This window comes from Streptomyces sp. NPDC056883 (assembly GCF_042788835.1).
In the GTDB taxonomy this organism is placed as follows: domain Bacteria; phylum Actinomycetota; class Actinomycetes; order Streptomycetales; family Streptomycetaceae; genus Streptomyces; species Streptomyces stoeckheimensis.
Window position 1 is genome coordinate 193,363 of sequence record NZ_JBHUBS010000003.1, and the last position, 18,086, is coordinate 211,448.

The following is an 18,086-nucleotide window of genomic DNA, read 5'->3' on the forward strand; positions in this document are numbered from 1 at the left end:
GCCCCGCTTCCTAGCATCACCGTCCAGCCCGTCCAGCCAGCCCGTCCGCCCGACTCCCGTGAGGAAATCCGCCATGACGAACACCGACCGACCCGCGAAGAGCACGTTCGAAGGGTTCACCGACGAGGAACGCGCCGCGATGAAGGACCACGCCAAGGAGCTGAAGGCGTCCGCGCGCCGCGGATCCCGCGCCGACAAGGCGGCGGAGGAGGAGGCCGCCGTGGTGGCGAAGATCGCCGAGATGCAGGACTCCGACCGGGTCATGGCGGAGCGGATCCACGCGATCGTCAAGGCGAGCGCGCCCGGCCTCGCACCGAAGCTCTGGTACGGGATGCCGGCGTACGCCCGGGACGGCAAGGTGGTCTGTTTCTTCCAGAGCGCGGAGAAGTTCAAGGCCCGCTTCGCGACGCTCGGCTTCAGCGACCAGGCCCACCTCGACGAGGGCTCCATGTGGCCGACCTCCTACGCCCTGACGCAGCTGACGGCCGCGAACGAGGAGATGATCGCCACCCTGGTGAAGAACGCGGCACACTGAGAGGCACACTGAGAGGAAGCCTGCCGACGGCCGGCGCCGGACCTAGGAGAACACCGATCGTGCTCACGCCCCACGTCCTCACGATCGGTGCGGAGCTCCCGCCCGCCGCGCAGGCACCGTCCGACGCGTCGACAGCCGTGTGGCTGGTCGACACCGACGACCGGGAGGGTGCGGCCGCCCGGCTGGCTCCGGAGACCCTGGACCCGGCCGAGCAACAGCGCGCGGCCTCCTTCAAGCGCAAGGAGGACCGGCGCCGCTACGTCACCTCCCACGTGGCGCTGAGGGTGCTGCTCGGGGCCTGGCTGGACCTCGCCCCGGGCGAGGTACGGATCGGCCGCGCCCCGTGCCCCGGGTGCGACGGTCCCCACGGACGTCCGATGTCCGCGGACGGACCCGTCCACTTCTCCCTGTCGCACAGCGACCGGCTCGCCCTGCTCGCGGTGGGCCCGATGCCGGTGGGCGCCGACGTGGAGACGCTGCCCGCGGCATCGGCCGTGGCCGAACTGGCCGGGCAGCTGCACCCGCAGGAGACCGCGGAGCTGAAGGCCCTGGCCCCGGAAGAGCGGCCCGCGGCCTTCGGCCGCGTCTGGGTCCGCAAGGAGGCGTACCTCAAGGGCCTGGGCATAGGTCTCGCCCGGGGCCTCGCCCTCGACTACGTGGGCGCCGGCGACACCCCGGCGACCGGCCTGCCCGACTGGTCCCTGACGGACGTGGCCGTCCCCGCGGGCTTCACCGCCGCCGTGGCGGTGGGGACCGGCGACTAGGGGGTGTCCCTTTCGGATCTTGCCGGGCCCGCGGCGCCTGGCGCGGCGGCCTACCGCAGGAGGTCGAGGGCCGCCTGCAGGTCGGTGGCGGCCAGGGTGGTGAGCGGCGCCCTCGCCTGCGGGTCGTAGCCGCGGGGGACGCCTTCGATCAGGACGATCAGGGCCAGGTAGGCGCGGTACATCGCGATCCGCCGGCGTTCGTGGGGCGTGAGCGGTGCGGAGCGGTAGCCGGCCAGGAAGGCCGGGTCCCGGGTGATGTCGTCGAAGAGCGCGGTGGACACGAGGTCGGCGAGCGGATCACCCCAGAAGGACCGCTCGCCGTCGAGGATTCCGGTGATCTCCAGGCGTCCGTCCCGCTCGGCGAGCAGGATGTTGCCCTCCCACAGGTCGAAGTGGACCAGTGAGGGGGTCGTCACCCGGTCCAGGAGCCGGCCCCGGGCCCGGACGAGGGCGAGGACCTCGTCGGGGTCGACGGGCAGCGGAGGCCGGAAGCGGCGGGCGTCCGCGCAGACGTCGGCCAGCATGCCCTCGAAGGCGGTCCGCCAGCTCGTGGCGGCGCCGGCCGGCGGATGCGCGTACGGATAGCCGAACGAGGAACCCCGCACCCGGTGGAGTCCGCGGACGAGGCGCCCGAGGTCGGTGCGCAGCCTGGCCCGGTCCCCGGCGCCGATCCCGGGGCTCAGGCGCTCCCAGGGTTCGCCCTCCAGGTGGGTCATCAGGAGGTAGTCGCCGTCGATCGGGCCGTCGCCGTCGGCCAGGCCGTCGCCGTCGATCGCGCTCCGGTCGAAGCCGGTCGCCACGACTGCGGGCACCGGAAGTCCGGGTACCGCCGAGGCTCGCCGGTAGAACTCCGCTTCCGTGCGCATCAGCGCGTGCTCGTAGGTCATGAGGGGCGTGCCCGCGGGTGGCGCGACCTTGAGCACGGCCGACTCCCGTCCCGCGCCCCGGTCCAGGGTGAGCAGGTGGACCGAGTTGAAGGTGCCGCCCGCCAGCTCCCGGCTGCCGAGCACCCGGGTGTCCGGCCCCCGGGCGTGCGCGATCGCGCGGGCGATCTGCCCGTCGGTCAGTGTCCGCTTCATCGCGCGTGCCCTCCGACCTAGCGGCGGGAGAGCGCTCTCTCCCTGCCGGAACCTAACGCGCGTTCCCGGCCGCGGTCAAGGAAGCGGGGCGATCAACTCACCTCCCGGAAAGGCGAGTTTCCCCGGCGGCCCCACAGGTCGCCGTACCGGTGTCACGGGCGAGGCCGGCCGACGGGGTCGACCGGGGCTCGTTTTCCGGATGTTGCGCCAAGGCGTTCCCTCACGGGGGTGGCCTCCGCTAGCTTCTGACCTCAACTCCCCCACCCCCCTCCCACACCCCATTCCCAGCTCCGGGCGGATCGTTATGAGTCGTTCCATCGTGTTGCGCGATGTCAGCAAGAGATACGGGCGCGGCTCCCTCGCCGTCGACCGCGTCTCCCTCACCGTCGAGCCGGGCGAGTTCCTGGTTCTGCTGGGGCCTTCGGGCTGCGGCAAGTCCACCGTCCTGCGGATGATCGCGGGGCTGGAGGAGATCACCGAGGGCGCGCTGTACCTCGACGGCGAGTACGCCAATCACGTGCCGCCGAGCGAGCGGGACATCGCGATGGTGTTCCAGAGCTTCGCGCTGTACCCGAACATGACGGGCCGCGCCAACATCGGATTCCCGCTGAAGCTGCGCGACCCCCGCGGGGATCACGAGCCCCAAGTGGAGGCCACGGCCCGGATGCTGGGCATCGAGGACCTCCTCGACCGCTTCCCGGGACAGCTCTCCGGCGGCGAGCGCCAGCGGGTGGCGATGGGCCGGGCCATCTCCCGGCAGCCGTCGGTGTTCCTGATGGACGAGCCGCTCTCCAGCCTGGACTCGAAGCTCCGTACCCACCTGCGGGCCGAGATCGCCCGGCTGACCGCCGAACTCGGCGTCACCACGGTCTACGTCACGCACGACCAGTCCGAGGCCATGTCCCTCGGGCACCGCGTGGCGGTCATGCGGGGAGGCGTCCTCCAGCAGGTCAGCTCACCACGGGACACCTACGCCCTGCCGGCGAACGTGTTCGTCGCGGCGTTCATCGGAACACCCCGCATCAGCCTGCTCCAGGCCGTCGTCCACGCGCCGCTGGGCGCGGGCATGTGGATCGACCTGGGACGCCACCGGCTCGCCCTTCCCCAACCGCTCAGCCCCGACCACCAGTTGCTCCGGATCCAGCAGGGGCGCCCGGTCATCGTCGGCCTGCGGTCGGAGGCGGTACGGATCGCACCGCCGAGCCAGGCACGGCCGGGCGAGGTGGCGATGACGGGCATCGTCGAGCACGTGGAGTACCAGGGGCACGAGGCGCTGGTCCACGTGGACACGGGCTCGCGCCCCGCGGTGGTGGCGGATCTGGAGTCGGCACGGCACCCGGCCGCCGCTCCCCGGCGCAGCCTCAGGCGGCAGCAGAGCGGGCTGGGCCGGCTCAAGGCGCGGGCCGTGGAACGGCTGTCCGGCGGGTCGGTGGCGGTCCTGGACGCGCCGCCGGAATCCCCCCGGGGGGCCGACGCGGGCGTCGCCACGGAACGGCTGGGGGCGGTGCGCAGCGACCTCGTCGTGCGCACGGGACCGCACGTCCGGGTGCGGGTGGGGGCGCAGATCCCGCTCCTGGTCGACCTCGCGCAGTTGTACGTCTTCGACCATGCGGGGCAACGGGTGTCTCCGGCCGGGGACGGGCTCGCACCTCTGGAGCGGTAGCGCCCGGGTCCGGAGGGGCGCCGCCCGGATGCCGGCCGGCCCACCGCGCGGGCTGCGGGGTGGGCCGGGCGGTCAGTGCGCCGCCCGCTCCTGCAGCGTGGTCCGCCAGGCCGGCAGCGGCTCCTCGCGTTCGGGTTCCGTGCGGTGTCCGCCGCGGGCGAAGAAATCGGCGAGGGGCAGGATTCCCGCGCCGACGGTGACGGCGTCGGGGCCGAAGGTGCCCAGGTCGACGCGGACGTTGGCGGCCGGGTACGACAGGGCGTAGGAGGTGGCGTAGGACCGTACGGAGTCCAGGAAGCGGGTGCCGAGCTGGAGGCCGGCCCAGCCGCCGACGAGGATGCGTTCGGGCTGGAAGAGGTTGATCAGGTCGGAGAATCCCGCGCCGAGGTACTCGGCGGTCTCTTCCAGGACGGCCAGGGCGGTCGCGTCGGCCCGGGGGGCGGCGCCGTCGGGGCCCGGCTCGGGGTAGGCGGCGGCGAGCATCGCGGTCAGGGCGGTCTCTTCGTCGGCGTCGGCCGGGGGGCGTCCGCCGGCCTCGGCCCAGCGTTCCAGGAGGGCCTCGGCCCCCGCGTACGCCTCCAGGCAGCCCTGGGCTCCGCAGCGGCAGCGGCGCCCGCGGACGCGCACGGTCAGGTGGCCCCACTCGATGGCGCGGCCGGTCCGGGTGTCGTCGCTGACCACGCAGGCGCCGACGCCGGAGCCGAAGAGCACGACGACGGCGTTGTGCGCCCCGCGGCCGGCGCCGAACCACATTTCGGCCTGGCCGAGGGTCTTGGCCCCGTTGTCGATGTAGTACGGGACGGTTTCGGGCAGCAGGTGGGAGTCGCGCAGCATCCGCTCCAGGGGGACCGCGTCCCAGCCGATGGTCTGACCGTGGACGACGGCGCCGTCCGCGGTCCGCGCGACGATGCCGGGAACGCCTATGCCCACGCCCAGGAGCCGCTCGGGTGCGATGCCGGCCCTGCGCAGGACCTCGGCGATGCCCTCGCGGAGGTGCTGCACGACGACGGTGACGTCGTAGCGGTCGATGCGGCGGGGCCCCGCCGCCCCGGCCACTTCCAGGGGGCGTTCCACGCGGGCGAGTTCGGTCAGGGTCAGGTCGAAGAGCTCGATGCGGATGCGGGTCTCGCCGACGTCCACGCCGATCATGTAACCGCTGGTCGGGCTGACGCGGAGCAGGGTCCGGGGGCGCCCGCCGGCCGATTCCACGCTCCCGGCTTCCTCCACCAGGCCGTCGGTGACGAGCTCCGCGACCACGTTGCTGATCGATCCGGAGCTCAGCCCCGTGGCGGGGCCCAGCGAGAAGCGGCTCAGGGGGCCGTCGAAATACAACCGTTGCAAAACAGCGGTTCGGTTCTCGCGCCGCAGGTCACGCACTGTTCTGCCGCTACGTACTCGCACTCTGTCCCCTGTCATCGATGCCCGTACCTGCAAGATACCTGCGTGAACGCTCTTGACGAGTCCTTCGCTTGAGGTTTAACTCACATCCTAAATTAAGCCATGTGGTTTTGGGGGCGAACCGCGGAACGTCCGCCCCCCACCCCGCAGTCGGCATCCCGTTCCTTCCTGAAAGGCCCATGGAGCCATGCGCAGAATCAGAGTCGCAGCGGTCGGCGCCGTCACCCTCTCCCTCGTCCTCGGGGCGGCCGCCTGTGGTGGTGGCGGCTCCACCGACGGGAGCGGGTCCAACGAGCAGCCGAAGACGCTGACCTACTGGGCCTCCAACCAGGGATCGAGCCTGGAAGTCGACAAGCAGGTCCTCCAGCCGGAGCTCGACAAGTTCGAGAAGCAGACGGGCATCAAGGTCAAGCTCGAGGTCGTGCCGTGGGGCGACCTGCTCAACCGCATCCTGACCGCGACCACCTCCGGTCAGGGCCCCGACGTCCTGAACATCGGAAACACCTGGAGCGCCTCGCTCCAGGCCAGCGGCGCGCTGCTCCCGTGGGACGCCAAGAACTTCGAGAAGATCGGCGGCAAGGACCGCTTCGTGGAGTCCGCGCTCGGCTCCACCGGCGTCCAGGGCCAGGACCCGGCGGCCGTCCCGCTGTACTCGATGGCCTACGCGCTCTACTACAACAAGAAGGCGTTCGCCGACGCCGGCGTCGCCAAGCCGCCGACCACCTGGGACGAGGTGATCGCCACCGGCAAGCAGCTGACCAAGGACGGCAAGGCCGGACTCGGCGTCGAGGGCTCCAACCTGTCGAACAACATCCACCAGGTCTTCGTCCTGGGCAAGCAGCACGGTGCGGACTTCTTCGCCGCGGACGGCAAGGCCGACTTCACCTCCGACGGCGCGGTCAAGGCCGTGAAGCAGTACGTCGACCTGATGGCCGACGCGCAGATCGTCGCCAAGGGCAACGCCGAGTACTCACAGAACCAGTCGCTGAGCGACTTCGCCAAGGGCAAGACCGCCATGGTGCTGTGGCAGACCGCTTCGGCCACCTTCGCCGCGCAGGGCATGAAGGAGGACGAGTGGGGCGTGGTCCCCGCGCCCGTGCAGTCCGGCGCGCCGGGCACGGGAACGTCCACCAACTCCATGGTGGCCGGCATCAACATGGCCGTCTTCAAGAACACCAAGAACATCGACGGCGCCACGAAGTTCGTGAACTTCATGACCGGTGACGAGGAGCAGAAGATCCTCAACAAGGCCTACGGCTCCATCCCGCCGGTGAAGTCCGCGCAGACCGACCCCGCGTTCAACACCCCCGGCCTGTCCGTCCTGCGCGACACGCTCGCCAAGAGCGCCTCCGCCCTCCCGCAGGTCCCGGAGGAGTCGCAGTTCGAGACGGTGGTGGGCACCGCGGTCAAGGAGCTCTTCGCCGACGCGGCGGCCGGCCGGCCGGTCACCACGGAGTCGGTGAAGGCCAAGCTCGAGAAGGCCCAGCAGCAGATGCCCAAGAAGTAGGCGCGGACACCTCATGACCACCACCGCACCCCCTCGTACGGGCAAGCGGACGGTACGGAAGAACCACCCCGGAGCGGCGCCTCGCACCCGCCGCTCCGGGCGGCTCCGCCGGATCTCCCTGCCGTACCTGCTGCTGCTCCCCGCACTCGTCCTCGAGCTCCTGGTCCACCTGATCCCGATGGTCATCGGCATCGTGGTCAGCTTCAAGGAGCTCACCCAGTTCTACCTCCGCGACTGGGGCAACGCGCCCTGGTCCGGCCTGGACAACTACGCCCTGACCGTCGACTTCGACGCACCGGTCGGCCAGGCACTGCTGAGCTCCTTCTTCACCACGTGCCTGTTCACCTTCTTCTCCGTGGGCCTGTGCTGGCTGATCGGCACGGCGGCCGCGATCTTCATGCAGGAGACGTTCAAGGGCCGGGGCATCCTGCGCACCATCTTCCTGGTGCCGTACGCACTGCCCGTCTACGCCGCCGTCATCACCTGGGCCTTCATGTTCCAGCGCGACAACGGCCTGGTGAACCACGTCATCCACGACCAGCTCGGGCTCACCGACAGCCCGCCGTTCTGGCTCATCGGCGACAACGCCTTCGTCACCCTGCTGGTCGTCTCGGTCTGGAAGGGCTGGCCCTTCGCCTTCCTCATCATGATGGCCGGCCTGCAGAACATCCCCCGCGAGATCTACGAGGCCGCCGCCCTGGACGGGGCGGGCGTCTGGCAGCAGATCCGGCGCATCACGCTCCCCTCGCTGCGCCCGGTCAACCAGGTGCTGATCCTGGTGCTGTTCCTGTGGACGTTCAACGACTTCAACACGCCGTTCGTCCTGTTCGGGAAATCGGCACCGGCGTCGGCCGACCTGATCTCCATCCACATCTACCAGTCCTCGTTCCAGACCTGGAACTTCGGCACCGGATCCGCGATGTCCGTCCTGCTGCTGCTGTTCCTGCTCGTCGTGACCGGCCTCTACCTCCTGTTCACCTCCCGAGGAAGGAGCGCCACCGATGCCTAAGCACACTCAGGCGGTGCAGTCCCGGTCGCCCATGGCGCCCCCCAAGTCGTTCCTCGCCAGCCGGCTGGTGTTCCTGACCCTCCTCACCGGGTTCGTCCTGCTGCCGGTGTACGTCATGATCTCCAGTTCGCTGAAGCCGCTGCAGGACGTGTCGGGGAAGTTCCAGTGGATCCCCTCCGGCCTGACCGTCCAGCCGTACTTCGACATCTGGAAGACCGTCCCCCTCGGCGACTACTTCATGAACTCGCTGATCGTGGCCGGTTCGGCGACCGTGTTCTCCGTCGTCATCGCGATCTTCGCTGCCTACGCAGTCAGCCGCTACTCCTTCCGCGGCAAGCGGGTCTTCACCGTCACGGTGCTGTCGACGCAGATGTTCCCCGGCATCCTCTTCCTGCTGCCGCTGTTCCTCATCTACGTCAACATCGGCAACGCCACCGGGATCGCGCTGTTCGGCTCGCGCGCCGGGCTGATCCTCACCTACCTGACGTTCTCGCTGCCGTTCTCGATCTGGATGCTGATCGGGTACTTCGACTCGGTCCCCAGGGACCTCGACGAGGCCGCCAAGGTCGACGGCTGCGGTCCCCTCGGCGCCCTCTTCCGCGTCATCGTGCCCGCCGCGATCCCCGGCATCGTCGCCGTCGCCGTCTACGCCTTCATGACGGCCTGGGGCGAGGTGCTGTTCGCCTCGGTGATGACCAACGACGCGACCCGCACCCTCGCGGTGGGCCTGCAGGGCTACTCGACGCAGAACGACGTGTACTGGAACCAGGTCATGGCCGCCTCGCTCGTCGTGAGCCTGCCCGTCGTCGGCGGCTTCCTCCTCCTCCAGCGCTACCTCGTCACCGGGCTGACCGCCGGCGCGGTCAAGTAGCCCCTCCTCCCATGACTTTCGAAAGGTTCGCTGTGTCGGATTCCATTGACCTCGGCGCCTTCCCCCAGGACTTCGCCTGGGGCACGGCCACTTCCGCGTACCAGATAGAGGGAGCCGTCAAGGAGGACGGCCGCGGGCCGTCCATCTGGGACACGTTCTCCCACACCCCCGGCAAGATCGACAACGGTGACACCGGCGACGAGGCCTGCGACCACTACCACCGGTGGCCCGAGGACATCTCCCTCATGAAGCAGCTGGGCACCAACGCCTACCGCATGTCGATCGCCTGGCCGCGCATCGTCCCCGACGGCTCCGGACCGGTCAACGCCCGGGGCCTCGACTTCTACGACAAGGTGATCGACGGGCTCCTGGAGGCCGGCATCACCCCCTCGGTGACCCTCTACCACTGGGACCTCCCCCAGGCCCTGCAGGACCGCGGCGGGTGGACCGTCCGCGAGACCGCCGAGCACCTGGCCGCCTACACCTCCGCCGTCGCGGAACGGCTCGGCGACCGCGTCACCCAGTGGGCCACCCTCAACGAACCGCTCTGCTCGGGCTGGATCGGCCACCTGGAAGGCCGCATGGCCCCCGGCCTGACCGACCTGACCGCCGCGGTCCGCGCCTCCTACCACCTCCTGCTGGGCCACGGTCTGGCCGCGCAGGCCATCCGTGCCGCAGCACCCGGCGCGCAGATCGGCCTCGTCACCAACCACTCCACGGTGGTACCCGCCTCCGACGCCCCCGAGGACGTCGCCGCCGCCGTCCGCATGGACGGACACACCAACCGCTGGTGGCTCGACCCCGTCTACGGACGCGGCTTCCCCACCGACATGCGGGAGCTGTACGGCGTGGAGCTGCCCGAGCGCCCCGGCGATCTGGAGACCATCGCCGCGCCCCTCGACTGGCACGGCCTCAACTACTACTTCCCCGCCACCGTCACCAACGACCCCCTGGGCCCGGTCCCCTTCGCCCGCGAAGTCCGCCTCCCGGACGTACCGCGCACCGGCCTGGACTGGCAGATCGACGCCAACGGCATCGAATCCCTGCTGCTGCGCCTCACCCACGACTACGGCGTGCGGAAGCTCTACGTCACCGAGAACGGCTCCGCGTTCCCCGACGCCGTCGGCCCCGACGGCGCGGTCGACGACCCCGAGCGCACCGCCTACCTCGAGCAGCACCTGGCAGCCTGCGCCCGCGCCGTCCGCCAGGGCGCCCCGCTGGCCGGCTACTACGCCTGGTCCCTGCTGGACAACTTCGAGTGGGCCTACGGCTACGACAAGCGCTTCGGCCTGGTCCACGTCGACTACGCGACCCAGCAGCGCACCGTGAAGACCAGCGGCCGCCGCTACACGGACATCGTCCGCAGCCACCGCGAGCTCCACGCGTAGGTCCGGCGGTTGGCCCGCGGTCCCGGCCGGATTCCGTCCCCCGTCGGCGCCGTAGGCCGTCCCCACCCCCTTCCCCACCCGTTCCCCTCCCCTTCCCCACCCCTCTCGCCCCCGAGCCCCTCGCCCCCGCAGAACGCTCGGCCGGAACACCCGGCCGAGCCTGCGGCGGTGCTCCCGGGCAGCCGGACGAAGCATCCGGAACTTCCCCTGCCATATGCCTACCGGCCCGCGCGCGCCGGTGCCTATGGTGTGGCTCCGGACCATCCCGGGCCCAGCACCCTCCCGGCTCCCCACGGGAGGGTTGCCGTGCGTCCGGCTCCGGCCCGGCCCCCTGTTCGCGCAGAACCCGACGAGCCCCCGGGCCATCAGGTCGTTCGCGGCGAACACCCCGGCCGCTTCGCAATATCCGATCAGCAGCTGGCTCATGACGATCCCTCAGCAGCCCAGGGCCTCCCCTGGGCTGCTCACTGCTGCCCCGGGACCGGCCCGCTGCTCGGAACTTAATGAAAGCCAAAAGAAAAGGCGTCACGGTCCTTGACCGGCCGATCGCGTTACGGGCAAGGTCTGGAGAGCGCTCTCCCGTTTCAGGTTCGTTAAAGGAGCACCAATGCCCACTGGCATACCTGTCGATGCGTTGCCACGCGGACGACGTCCCGTCTCCACCCGGAGGGGGATCGCCGGGGCGGTGACGACCGCCCTCGTCGGCAGCCTGCTCGCGCTGGCGCCGTCCTCCCCCGCCGTCTCTGCGGAGGCACCGCTGGTCTCCCAGGGCAAGACGGTCACGGCCTCCAGCCAGGAGCACTACGGCACCCCGGCGGCCGACGCCGTCGACGGCAACAACGGCTCGCGCTGGTCCAGCGCCGCCTCCGACGCCCAGTGGCTGCAGGTGGACCTCGGCGCCGCGACCGAGCTGAGCAAGGTCGTCCTGCAGTGGGAGGCCGCCTACGCCAAGGCGTACCGGATCGAGCTGTCGGCCAACGGCACCGACTGGTCCACGGCCTACTCCACGACCACCGGCGCCGGCGGCACCGAGACCGTGAACATCACCGGGACCGCCCGCTACGTCCGCATGCAGGGCGTCTCCAGGGCCACCGGCTACGGCTACTCGCTCTGGGAGTTCAAGGTGTTCGGGACCACCGGGGGCGACGGGGGCGGGCCGACCCTGCCGGGCGGCGGCGACCTGGGCCCGAACGTCCACATCGTCGACCCGTCCACGCCGGGCATCCAGGCCAAGCTGGACCAGGTCTTCCAGGAGCAGGAGTCGGCGCAGTTCGGCAGCGGCCGGCACGCGTTCCTCCTCAAGCCGGGCACGTACGACAACATCAACGCCCAGATCGGCTTCTACACCCAGATCGCCGGCCTCGGCCTGCGCCCGGGCGACACCACCATCAACGGTGACGTGACGGTCGACGCGGGCTGGTTCAACGGCAACGCGACCCAGAACTTCTGGCGCGGCGCGGAGGGCCTGACCGTCAACCCGGTCAGCGGCACCAACCGGTGGGCGGTCTCGCAGGCGTCCTCCTTCCGCCGCATGCACGTCAAGGGCGCGCTCAACCTGGCGCCGAACGGCTACGGCTGGGCCAGCGGTGGCTACATCGCCGACTCCAAGGTCGACGGCCAGGTCGGCAACTACTCGCAGCAGCAGTGGTACACCCGCGACAGCACCATCGGCGGCTGGTCCAACAGCGTGTGGAACCAGACCTTCTCGGGCGTCGAGGGTGCTCCGGCCACCGGATTCCCCGAGCCCCGCTACACCACGCTCGACACCACGCCCGTCTCCCGCGAGAAGCCCTACCTGTACCTCGACGGGAACGAGTACAAGGTGTTCGCGCCGGCCAAGCGCACCAACGCCCGTGGCACCACCTGGGCCAACGGCACCCCGCAGGGCGATTCCGTCCCGCTCGGCCAGTTCTACGTGGTCAAGCCCGGCGCCACCGCCGCCACGATCAACCAGGCGCTGGCCCAGGGCCTGAACCTGCTGTTCACACCCGGCGTCTACCACGTCGACCGGACCATCGACGTGAATCGCGCGAACACCATCGTGCTCGGCCTCGGCCTCGCCACGATCATCCCGGACAACGGTGTCACCGCGATGAAGGTCGCCGACGTCGACGGCGTCCGCCTCGCCGGCTTCCTGATCGATGCCGGACCGGTCAACTCCCCGACCCTGCTGGAACTCGGACCGCAGAACTCCTCCGCCGACCACTCCGCCAACCCCACCACCGTGCAGGACGTGTACATCCGCGTGGGCGGGGCGGGCGCCGGCAAGGCCACGACCAGCGTCGTCGTGAACAGCGACGACGCCATCGTCGACCACACCTGGGTGTGGCGCGCCGACCACGGCGAGGGGGTGGGCTGGGAGACCAACCGCGCCGACTACGGGGTGCGGGTGAACGGTGACGACGTCCTGGCCACGGGCCTGTTCGTCGAGCACTTCAACAAGTACGACGTGGAGTGGTACGGCGAGCGCGGAAAGACGGTCTTCTACCAGAACGAGAAGGCCTACGACGCCCCGAACCAGGCCGCCATCCAGAACGGCGCCACCAAGGGCTACGCCGCCTACCGGGTCGACGACTCGGTGACCACCCACGAAGCGTGGGGCCTGGGCAGCTACTGCAACTACAACGTGGACCCGAACATCCGCCAGGACCACGGCTTCAAGGCCCCGGTCAAGCCCGGCGTGAAGTTCCACAGCCTCCTGACGGTGTCGCTCGGCGGCAACGGCCACTACGAGCACGTCATCAACGACATCGGGGCCTCCACGGTCCCCGCCGGGACCTCGACGGTCCCCTCCACGGTGGTCTCGTACCCCTGATCCGTCCGGCCTCCCCCACCGGTTCCGCTCACCCGGCGGAACCGGCCCCCGACACCCCGGGCCCGGTTTCCGCCCTGCCGCCGCGGCCCGGGGGCACCACCGCACGACCGGCCTCCGCCGACCCGCCGGAGCCGCACCCACTCCCCTGGGCCGGGTGAACCGATCTCCGCGCCCCGGCCCAGGGGCCCCCTCACACCAGGAGCCGCAATGTTCCCCCCTCCCGCCACGAGAAGCACGCTCCGCCGCACGCGCGGCGCGGCCGCCCTCGCCACCCTGGGCGCGCTCCTCGCGTCCTCGCTCACCCTGGCCGCCGCCCCCACCGCGGTGGCCGCCGACTCCCTGCTCTCCCAGGGCAAGCCGGCCACCGCCTCCTCCCAGGAGGGCGAGGGCTACTCCGCGGCCGCCGCCTTCGACGGCAACCTCACCGGCACGCGCTGGGCCAGCCAGTGGCGCGACGCCGAATGGATCCAGGTCGACCTCGGCGCGAGCCGCAACCTCAGCCGCGTCGTCCTCACCTGGGAGGGCGCCTTCGGCAAGAACTACGAGATCCAGGTCTCGGACGACGGAACGAACTGGCGCACGGCCAAAGCCGTCACCGGAAGCGACGGCGGCACCGACGAGATCGCCATCTCCGGCAGCGGCCGGTACGTGCGGATGAACGGCCTGGTCCGCTCCGGCGGTTACGGCTACTCCCTCTGGGAGTTCCAGGTCTACGGCACCACCACGGCGGAACCCCCGGCCCAGGGCGCCGTCCGCGTGGCCGGCTCCCAGGGCAACTGGCAGCTGACCGTCGGCGGGCAGCCGTACACGGTCAAGGGCCTCACCTGGGGTCCGTCCTTCGCGGACGCACCGAAGTACATGCCCGACGTGAAGTCCATGGGCGTCAACACCATCCGCACCTGGGGCACGGACGCGTCGAGCAAGCCCCTGCTCGACACCGCCGCGGCGAACGGGATCCGGGTCGTCAACGGCTTCTGGCTGCAGCCCGGCGGCGGCCCCGGCTCGGGCGGCTGCGTCAACTACGTCACGGACGCCGCGTACAAGAGCAACATGCTGACCGAGTTCGCGAAGTGGGTGGACACCTACAAGTCGCACCCGGCCACGCTCATGTGGAACGTCGGCAACGAATCCGTCCTCGGTCTGCAGAACTGCTACAGCGGCACCGAGCTGGAGGCGCAGCGCAACGCCTACACCACGTTCGTGAACGACGTGGCCAAGAAGATCCACACCATCGACCCGGACCACCCCGTCACCTCGACCGACGCCTGGACGGGGGCGTGGCCGTACTACAAGCGCAACGCCCCGGACCTCGACCTGTACTCGATGAACTCCTACGGAGACATCTGCGGGGTGAAGCAGGACTGGATCGACGGCGGCTACAACAAGCCCTACATCATCACCGAGACGGGCCCGGCCGGCGAGTGGGAGGTGCCGAACGACGCCAACGGCATCCCCGACCAGAAGACCGACGTCCAGACGGCCGAGGGGTACACCACCGCCTGGAACTGCATCACCGGTCACCAGGGCGTGGCCCTGGGCGCCACGATGTTCCACTACGGCATCGAGCACGACTTCGGCGGCATCTGGTTCAACCTGCTGCCCGACGGGCTCAAGCGGCTGTCGTACTACGCGGTGAAGAAGGCGTACACCGGGTCGACGGCGGGCGACAACACGCCGCCGGTCATCAGCAACATGACCGTCGACAAGGCCTCCAACGCCCCGGCCGGCGGGGAGTTCACCGTCCGCGCCACCATCAGTGACCCGCAGAACGACCCGCTGACGTACAAGGTCTTCCTCAGCGGCAACTACGCGAACGGCGACAAGCGCCTGGTCGAGGCGCAGTGGCGCGCGACGGGCAACGGGACCTTCGCGGTCACCGCTCCCGAGAAGCTCGGCGTCTGGAAGGTGTACATCCAGGCCGAGGACGGCCGCGGCAACGCGGGCATCGAGACCAAGTCCGTCAAGGTGGTCGCCCCGCCCGTGAGCGGCACGAACGTGGCGCTGAACAAGCCGACGACCGCCTCCTCCTTCCAGGCCGGGTACGGAGACTGCCCCTGCACGCCGGGCAACGCGACCGACGGCAAGGCCGGCACCCGCTGGGCCAGCGACTGGAGCGACCCGCAGTGGATCTCGGTGGACCTCGGTGCCTCCACCGCGATCCGCACCCTGCAGCTGGTCTGGGACCCCGCGTACGCCAAGTCCTACGAGGTGCAGCTCTCCGACGACGGCACCAACTGGCGCACCGTCCACACCACGACGACCGGCAACGGTGACATCGACACGATCAACGTGTCGGCGAACGCCCGCCACGTACGACTGAACCTGACCGCCCGCGGCACCGCCTGGGGCTACTCCCTCCACGAGTTCGGCATCTACAGCTGACCCCGTGACGGCGCGCCACTGAACGCGGAGCACCGGCCGCCCTGACCCGGCCGGCCCTCCGTACGGGCCCGGCTCTCCCCGCCTGAACGGCGGGGAGGGCCGGGTCTTCTCGAACCGCAGGCGGGGAGCGGATGACGTGAATGGGGTGGGGATGGTGGGGATGGGCGAGGACATGCTCGATCGACTGCTGGAGAAGCTCGATCTGGCGCAGAAGGTGCGGCTGCTGTCGGGGGCCACGACGTGGCGGACGGCCGGCGAACAGGCCGTCGGCCTGCGGGAGATGGTGACCTCCGACGGCCCGGCAGGGGTGCGGGGAGAGGCCTGGGACGAGCGGCTCACCTCCGCGCTGCTGCCCTCGGCGTCCGCGATCGGCGCGCTGTGGGACGAGGGCCTGGTCGAGGAGCTGGGGGGCCTGCTCGCTTCGGAGGCGGTCCGCAAGGGCGTGGACGTCGTCCTGGCGCCGACGCTCAACCTGCACCGCACGCCCCTGGGCGGCCGGCACTTCGAGTGCTTCTCGGAGGATCCCGTACTGACGGGCCGCACGGGCGCGGCGCTCGTCCGGGGCATCCAGGCGGCGGGGGTGGCGGCCACGGCCAAGCACTACGTGGCCAACGACTCCGAGACCGGCCGGATGCACGTGGACGTACGCGCCTCCGAGCGGGTGCTGCGGGAGGTGTACCTGGCTCCGTTCGAGGCTGCCGTGGGGGCGGGCGTGTGGCTGGTGATGGCCGGCTACAACAGTGTGAACGGGGCGACCATGACCGCCAGTCCGCTGCTCGCCGAACCCCTCAAGGGCGAGTGGGGCTTCGACGGGGTGGTGGTCTCCGACTGGGGCGCCCTGCGGTCGGCCCTGGAACCGGCCCTCGCCGCACTCGACCTGGCGATGCCGGGACCGCAGGGCCCGTGGGAGGCGTCCCTCGTCCGGGCCGTGCAGGACGGCCACGTCCCCGAGCGTGCCGTCGACGCGAAGGTGCGGCGCCTGCTGCGGCTGGCCGGGCGCGTGGGGGCGCTCGAACCGCACCGGCCCCCGCGCACCCCGGCGTTCGGGCCGGACGACACGCGGATGCTGCTGCGCCGCACCGTGGCCGCCGGATCCGTGCTGCTGAGCAACCGCGCGGTGCTCCCGCTCGACCCGTCCGCGCTGGCGGAGGTCGCCGTCATCGGCGTGCACGCCGACTCCCCGCGCCTCCAGGGCGGAGGCAGCGCGGGGGTCTTCCCCGCGCACGTGGTCACTCCGCTCGACGGGATCCGGGCCCGGCTGGAGGGCCTGGCCCGGGTCGTGCACGTACCGGGTCCGGGCCTGGGCGTCCCCCCGTCGCCCCTCGACACGGGCTGGTGCAGCGATCCGCGATCGGGGCGGCCGGGTGTGCTGCTGCGCCTCCTGGACGAGGCGGGACACGAGATCTACGCCGAACACCGCCTGTCGGGGCGGCAGTTGGAGCCGCCCGTGACGCCCGCCGCACGAACGGTGGAGATCAGCGCGCTCGTACGACCGCAGGCGACGGGGGAATGGACCTTCGGCATCGCCGGCTTCGGCCGCATGAGCCTGACCCTCGGCGAACGGACCGTACTGGACGGCGCGTTCCCGTGCACCACCGACGACCCGGCCGTCGTCCATGTGAACCCGCCCCTCCACACGGTGCGGGCGACCCTGGACACGACGGAACCCGTTCTCCTGACGGCCCGGCGCGAGCTGGTCCCCGGGGCCGGGCGCGCCACGATCGTCGCGGCGGCGGCGCCGGAGCCCGAGGCGGCGGCCGCGCTCGCCGAAGCGGTGCGGGCGGCCCGCGACGCGGACGCCGTGATCGTGGTCGTCGGCACGACCGAACACACCGAGACCGAGGGCCACGACCGCGGCGACCTCTCCCTGGGCGGCCACCAGGACGCGCTGGTCCGCGCCGTGGCGGCCGCCAACCGGCGCACCATCGCCGTGGTCAACAGCGGCGGCCCCGTCGAACTGCCCTGGCGCGACGAGGTGGGCGCGGTGCTGCTCGCCTGGTTCCCCGGGCAGGAGGCCGGTGCCGGGCTCGCCGACGTCCTGTTCGGGGACGCCGAGCCGGGCGGCCGCCTCCCCACCACCTGGGCGGCCGCTCTGACCGACGCGCCCGTCACCCACGCGCACCCGGTCGACGGCCGCCTCGCCTACGACGACGGCGTGCACATCGGGCACCGGGCCTGGCTCCGCACCGGCAGGCGGCCCGCCTACTGGTTCGGCCACGGTCTGGGCTACACCACCTGGGAGTACGGCACGGTCCACGCCCCGGCGGAGGTCACGGAAGGCTCCTCGTTCGCGGTCCGCGTCCAGGTGCGCAACACGGGCGACCGGCCCGGCCGCGAGGTGGTGCAGGTGTACCTCGCCCGCCCGGAATCCACCGTCGAGCGTCCGGTCCGCTGGTTCGCCGGCCACGCCGCGGTCCACGCGGAAGCCGGCGCTTCGTCGACCGCCGTCGTGCAGGTGCCGGCCGGCGCGCTGCGGCACTGGTCGGAAGCCGAGGGGGCCTGGCGCACGGAGCCCGGGACGTACCAGGTCCTGGTCGGCCGCTCGGTCGGCGAACTGGTGTGGAGCGGGTCGATAGCCTTCGAGCCGGACCACAACGGTCACGTAATGGAGCGCTGATGGGAAATGCGATGCGGATGCGCCGGGTGCCGGGTGCCGGGTGGCTTGATTCCCCGGC

General features: G+C 71.1%; 12 protein-coding genes. 10 read left to right on the top strand and 2 right to left on the bottom strand.

Annotated features, from left to right (window positions below; all coding sequences use genetic code 11):
• Window positions 1–73 precede the first annotated feature (73 nt).
• The gene (locus ACFRU2_RS09935) at window positions 74–535 is read left to right on the top strand and encodes an iron chaperone (RefSeq protein ID WP_382970040.1); all 462 of its coding nucleotides are present in this window, start codon (window positions 74–76) and stop codon (window positions 533–535) included.
• Between the two features lie 59 nt (window positions 536–594).
• Window positions 595–1,299, top strand: a complete 705-nt coding sequence (locus tag ACFRU2_RS09940; RefSeq protein ID WP_382970043.1) for a 4'-phosphopantetheinyl transferase family protein — start codon at window positions 595–597, stop codon at window positions 1,297–1,299.
• Between the two features lie 50 nt (window positions 1,300–1,349).
• Here ACFRU2_RS09940 and ACFRU2_RS09945 read toward each other — a convergent pair whose 3' ends face one another.
• On the bottom strand, window positions 1,350–2,378 hold the full coding sequence (locus ACFRU2_RS09945) for a phosphotransferase family protein (protein WP_382970045.1): 1,029 nt from the start codon (window positions 2,376–2,378) through the stop codon (window positions 1,350–1,352).
• 304 nt (window positions 2,379–2,682) lie between these two features.
• On the opposite strand from ACFRU2_RS09945, the gene ACFRU2_RS09950 reads away from it, so the two are divergent.
• A complete protein-coding gene (locus ACFRU2_RS09950) occupies window positions 2,683–4,041 on the top strand; it encodes an ABC transporter ATP-binding protein (protein ID WP_382970048.1) in 1,359 nt (452 codons plus the stop codon).
• Between the two features lie 72 nt (window positions 4,042–4,113).
• On the opposite strand, the gene ACFRU2_RS09955 is transcribed toward ACFRU2_RS09950, so the two are convergent.
• Entirely contained in the window at window positions 4,114–5,442 is a 1,329-nt protein-coding gene (locus tag ACFRU2_RS09955; RefSeq protein WP_382970050.1) for an ROK family protein, read from the bottom strand.
• A 184-nt stretch (window positions 5,443–5,626) separates the two neighbouring features.
• Here ACFRU2_RS09955 and ACFRU2_RS09960 point away from each other — a divergent pair, with 184 nt between their 5' ends.
• The 7 genes from ACFRU2_RS09960 (at window position 5,627) to ACFRU2_RS09990 (ending at window position 18,028) form a co-directional block, all read left to right on the top strand.
• Complete coding sequence (locus tag ACFRU2_RS09960) at window positions 5,627–6,946, top strand: ABC transporter substrate-binding protein (protein WP_382970053.1); 1,320 nt, start codon at window positions 5,627–5,629, stop codon at window positions 6,944–6,946.
• Window positions 6,947–6,959: 13 nt separating this feature from the next.
• Window positions 6,960–7,955, top strand: a complete 996-nt coding sequence (locus ACFRU2_RS09965; RefSeq protein ID WP_382970055.1) for a carbohydrate ABC transporter permease — start codon at window positions 6,960–6,962, stop codon at window positions 7,953–7,955.
• A gap of 31 nt (window positions 7,956–7,986) precedes the next feature.
• Window positions 7,987–8,826, top strand: a complete 840-nt coding sequence (locus tag ACFRU2_RS09970; RefSeq protein WP_382970814.1) for a carbohydrate ABC transporter permease — start codon at window positions 7,987–7,989, stop codon at window positions 8,824–8,826.
• An 11-nt stretch (window positions 8,827–8,837) separates the two neighbouring features.
• Window positions 8,838–10,214: a GH1 family beta-glucosidase gene (locus ACFRU2_RS09975; protein ID WP_382970058.1), complete on the top strand. Its 1,377-nt coding sequence runs from the start codon at window positions 8,838–8,840 to the stop codon at window positions 10,212–10,214.
• A 607-nt stretch (window positions 10,215–10,821) separates the two neighbouring features.
• Complete coding sequence (locus tag ACFRU2_RS09980) at window positions 10,822–13,029, top strand: discoidin domain-containing protein (protein WP_382970061.1); 2,208 nt, start codon at window positions 10,822–10,824, stop codon at window positions 13,027–13,029.
• A gap of 207 nt (window positions 13,030–13,236) precedes the next feature.
• Entirely contained in the window at window positions 13,237–15,411 is a 2,175-nt protein-coding gene (locus ACFRU2_RS09985; RefSeq protein WP_382970063.1) for a discoidin domain-containing protein, read from the top strand.
• Window positions 15,412–15,571: 160 nt separating this feature from the next.
• Window positions 15,572–18,028 carry a glycoside hydrolase family 3 C-terminal domain-containing protein gene (locus ACFRU2_RS09990; RefSeq protein ID WP_382970065.1) on the top strand — a complete coding sequence of 819 codons (2,457 nt, stop codon included), beginning with the start codon at window positions 15,572–15,574 and terminating at the stop codon, window positions 18,026–18,028.
• The last annotated feature ends 58 nt before the right edge of the window (window positions 18,029–18,086 follow it).